General features: G+C 42.6%; 4 protein-coding genes. All 4 read right to left on the bottom strand.

Annotated features, from left to right (window positions below):
• Nucleotides 1–373: 373 nt before the first annotated feature.
• Nucleotides 374–913, bottom strand: a complete 540-nt coding sequence (locus R2R28_RS28985) for a hypothetical protein (RefSeq protein WP_316829149.1) — start codon at nucleotides 911–913, stop codon at nucleotides 374–376.
• Between the two features lie 347 nt (nucleotides 914–1260).
• Nucleotides 1261–2346 (bottom strand): PepSY-associated TM helix domain-containing protein, encoded by a 1086-nt coding sequence (locus R2R28_RS28980; protein ID WP_410479209.1) that lies wholly within the window; start codon nucleotides 2344–2346, stop codon nucleotides 1261–1263.
• Nucleotides 2347–2409: 63 nt separating this feature from the next.
• Nucleotides 2410–3621, bottom strand: coding sequence for a DUF4374 domain-containing protein (locus R2R28_RS28975; protein WP_316829147.1), 1212 nt, complete (start codon nucleotides 3619–3621; stop codon nucleotides 2410–2412).
• A gap of 37 nt (nucleotides 3622–3658) precedes the next feature.
• Nucleotides 3659–4199 (bottom strand): TonB-dependent receptor domain-containing protein (locus R2R28_RS28970; protein WP_316829146.1); only part of this gene is annotated, 541 nt, incomplete at its 5' end.

The raw sequence follows: 4199 nt of genomic DNA, 5'->3' as shown, positions 1-4199 counted from the left end.
CCTCGTATATCTTTGAAAATAAGCACCATAAATCAACCTTAAGCAAACTGCTCACCAAATGCTCACCATTTTTTTGCAAGTATTTGGCTATAAATGACTAGTTAAAGATAACTATAAATTTATATAGTCATGCTATAATAATCAAATCATATTCTTCATATCTATTCCATGCGATATCTAACCTTAAAGTTATCAAAAACCATCAAGTATTTTTGAACATTTTTCAGGTGCTCGCAAGTAAGATTTTGGATAATTCTCCTTCCAGACTTTGTCCTTTTTAAAAGAGTCTGTTTTTTTTGATAGAGAAGAATTACTGTTTGACAATAACAATGATTCATCTTCCCCAACATACTGGGGAAGATGAATATAACTCCTAATGTGATGAATCCATTTTCAACACTTTTTTAGGAAGATTGACTATAGGCCAAATTTCCACAATGTATCTATCTGTTCCCTCAACATCATCGTCAGTAAAAGCTGTACTTCCATGCGTATAAATTCTTACACCATATTTACCCGGTTTGACCTTAGCCTTTAACACAATAGTAGATTCGATGGTTGCAGCAAATCGGATATCACCTGTTGGCAGGTTGATTTCTGATTCAACTATGTGATCAAACTTTTCTGCATTAAATTCTTTATTCTCTACTTCCAGGATATGGAGTTCTCCCCGAATATGCCCATAGGATTGGGTACCGACTCCTAAAACAGACTTCCCAACGTTCAATCTGGTAAGGTAGTCTTTCTGGTCAGCAAAATCAGGTAGCGGCTCGTCCTCAGCAGTAGCGTCAAGAATCTTAAAATAATTGTATTCAGTGTAAAAATCGAACTTTTGTTCGTCTATTGAATTTTTGTTCACATTAACAAGTGTTAAAATTAAAAACAGTGCTTTAAAAACAGGGAAAATTTCCATGTCCAAATATAATTAATTATGGCATAACTCCGGCAGTAGCTAAGGAAGCACCCCCAGTTTCGGGCGCCAAAATAATAGCTACACCCCATTTAACAATTTCATAAGCTATAACTGCTCCACCCCACAGAATAAGCCTTATATTATGTTTCTCTTCGTTCGGTCAAGCTTTTGCCGCGGGCTTCCTTCAGATTTGAGATCACTCTCAACACCCTTGCCTTAAAGCTAACGATTCCTGTTGGTAGGCTCGTAAGGGACTTGCACCCTTTAGATATATGGCATGCATAGCGCACATTTAGATGGGGGTAATCATTAAGTTGATTATCCCTTTTTTATCTACTTATATTAAACTACACCCTCCTTTTCCCTTTTTTACCAAACTTACGGTTATACCAGATTATAAATCCGGTGACAGGAAGCGATGCACCGATCAGGCTGGCCAGGCAGGCGATAATTTTTCCAGGTAAACCAAGGATACGCCCCACATGGATATCATAGTTCATCCGCCTAAGCTTCAGCGCTGTGCCACTTTCAGCGAAACTGGCAGAGTAATACGCATCCCGCTTGATCTCTATAGCGGTATAACGGTCGAAACAAAGGCTCTGGTTAGCGTAATAACTATTCAGTTTCGGGTAGACATCAATCTCAATTGCCGATTTCACATCTGCCGTATCGGGCATCCTGTAAAAATAACCCGCAGCATCCGGAAAGTGTTTTTGCACCCTTTCTACCACGTTATCTAGCGCAGTTTCAAGCAAAAGCCCTCCCTTCACCCCTGTGCTGTCGGAAAGCGGCGCCGACCATTCGGGAACCGATCCACCGCCTGTAATTTTATAAAGGCCCTTATTATACCACTTGATACCATAGATCATGCCCGTGAGCGAAAGCAATAATAAAATCAGCATTGCATAAAACCCAAGCACATTATGCAGGTCGATATTGATCCGTTTCCATTTTGCGCCCCACTTGATCTTAAAGCTCTTATTTCGCGTAGACCTGTTCCATTTCTTGGGGTACCACCAGACGAGCCCCGTAATGAGCAGGACCACAAAGACCAAAGTACCATAATTGACCACCAGCCGCCCGGTTTTAAAGGGCAGCCAAAGGTTACGGTGCCCACTTTCTATCCAGTAAAAAAATAAGGTCAGACGGTCTTCCAACGGCCGCTGATAAATAACCCTGCCCGAATATGGATCTAAAAAAAGAAGAAGCGGGTTGTTCCCCCACTTCTTCACCAGCACCTCTACCGCGGAACCGTTCTTATAAAAAACATTGTTCACCGGCTCTCCGGGATAAAGGCGCTGTACAATTCCTCCTATTTCAGATGGACTGATGATCCTCCCATCCTGATGCACAACAGAGACGGACGGATCTGTCAGCTCCCTGATATCATCTGCGAAAACCCAGACCGCCCCGGTAAGGCAGACCACGAGCATGATCAGCCCCGAGGTGAGTCCCAGCCATAGATGCAACCAGTTATTTACTTTTCTGAACATTGTTTAGTTAAACCTTGAAATATAGTTCACGTTATCCACACCCTTTATCTCAAGACCTTTGGTCAGACTTCCGCTTGCAATATCATAGGTATAGACAAAATTGCCACTTGTAGATGAGGCTACCGCTATATAGGCTTTTCCGTTTTCAACCAATACAGGTGATGCGTGCACCACTTTACTCAATGGCAGATCGAGTTTGGTTTTTGTTTTGGCTACAACATCCACCAGATAATATTCAAATACATCCGTTGCGAAATAGTCTTCAAAAGTTTTTAATAGTTCTGCCTTGCCCAGACGGGTGATCGCCTTGCCATTGCCCAGGTCCCAGAACCCATAAAATTCCCTGTTGCCTGCACTGATTGCCGAAAGGTCAAAAAAGTAGCTGCTATCAAATGCATTCTCTCCAGCCTTAATTTTGTAAACAGCGCTAGGTTTATTTGGTGTTACGGCCCATCTGTCACCTGTGTTGGTCAACATATAAATATCACCGTTCAATAAAGCTGTTGAAGGGATCACGCTTGAAAAAGATCCTGCGTAAGCAGAACGGGTATCAGAGCTGATCGTTAAATTGGTCATTGCCGGATAATCCACAGCAGCCAGGTAAGAAATATCATGTGAAGTCCACTCCGAGTTATAAACAGCATATGGGATATACAAACGGCTACCCCTTAATATACATCCGCTCAAATAGATTGCCTTATCCCCTGTTATCAGTCCCGTCAGGTTTAAACTTCCGCTTTTGGTTACCGACATATTGCCTGTATTTACAATATTGTAGCTCATCACATTATTAGGAGCAGAAGTGGTACCGTTCCATACGATCAGTGTTTCATCGTTCAACCAGTAAGAATATAAAGCGCTTCCGGTAACTGCAACCTGCCCTGCGGAAGAAAGCACACTGTTCTCATATTTATATTTGATCAGTGTTCCATTTGTAATGGTGTAATAATATCCCTTTTTGAACAGGCGGCCTGCTCCGGTAATTTCCGCTCCCTTGCCCACGGCAGTAACAGAACCCGTGCCCAAAGTTCCGGCAGTCAGGAAATAAAGCGCAGATGGGTTAGTCACCTCACCAACAATGGCAAAGGCATTCCCATTCTGCGTCTCTCCCCCTGTTTCTTCCCCATCCGTACTTTTTTTACAGGATGATACGGTTAAGGTTAGTGCAAGCGCTGCAAGGGCAAGTCGGTTTATGGCTTGAAATTTTGTTTTCATGATTAAAATTGATTGTTTGTATATGATAAGATTATAATTATTGAATGAAATAGCGCAGTTTGACCAGAAGTGATCTTCCTGGTTTTTGAAGTCTGAAACTATCATAAGCGGTCTGGTCAAAGATGTTGCGGCACTCCAGCGACAGGTTGTATCTTCCCTGGTGAGTGGAATAAGTAAATGTCGCATTATGGATAAACTGTGTTGGGATACGGCTCTTGCCATCTGCAAAACCGCGGCTCGGCCAGTTGAGGTAGAACCAGTGGGTATACTGACTGAACCAGTTAAACTGTATCCTGCTGTCCTTTCCCAGAACATCATTCTTTCCCAGGCCCAGGTCTGCATTTCCAAAAAGCCATGGCTGATTGGGAATGCGGTCTTCGAATACCGTGGAACTTTTGTCCGCGTTCAGGGCATCCATATAACTGGCATTGACCGTAAAAGAAAGCCAGTCTTTGTGACTGTACCTAAGCTCTCCGTCAACACCGGAGATATTAACCTTTCCTATATTGGTGAAGGAAGAAAAAACGCCCCCTGGCACAGCATTGATAAAATCAACAGCACTACGGTAAAAGCCCGAC

Source organism: Pedobacter miscanthi, from assembly GCF_032678605.1.
In the GTDB taxonomy this organism is placed as follows: domain Bacteria; phylum Bacteroidota; class Bacteroidia; order Sphingobacteriales; family Sphingobacteriaceae; genus Pedobacter; species Pedobacter miscanthi_A.
This window is presented reverse-complemented; position numbering and strand designations above follow the sequence as displayed.

Coding starts and splice junctions, on each gene's coding strand:
- R2R28_RS28985 (WP_316829149.1), bottom strand. CDS start 913: ATGGAAATTTTCCCTGTTTTTAAAGCACTGTTTTTAATTTTAACACTT.
- R2R28_RS28975 (WP_316829147.1), bottom strand. CDS start 3,621: ATGAAAACAAAATTTCAAGCCATAAACCGACTTGCCCTTGCAGCGCTT.
- R2R28_RS28980 (WP_410479209.1), bottom strand. CDS start 2,346: ATGCTCGTGGTCTGCCTTACCGGGGCGGTCTGGGTTTTCGCAGATGAT.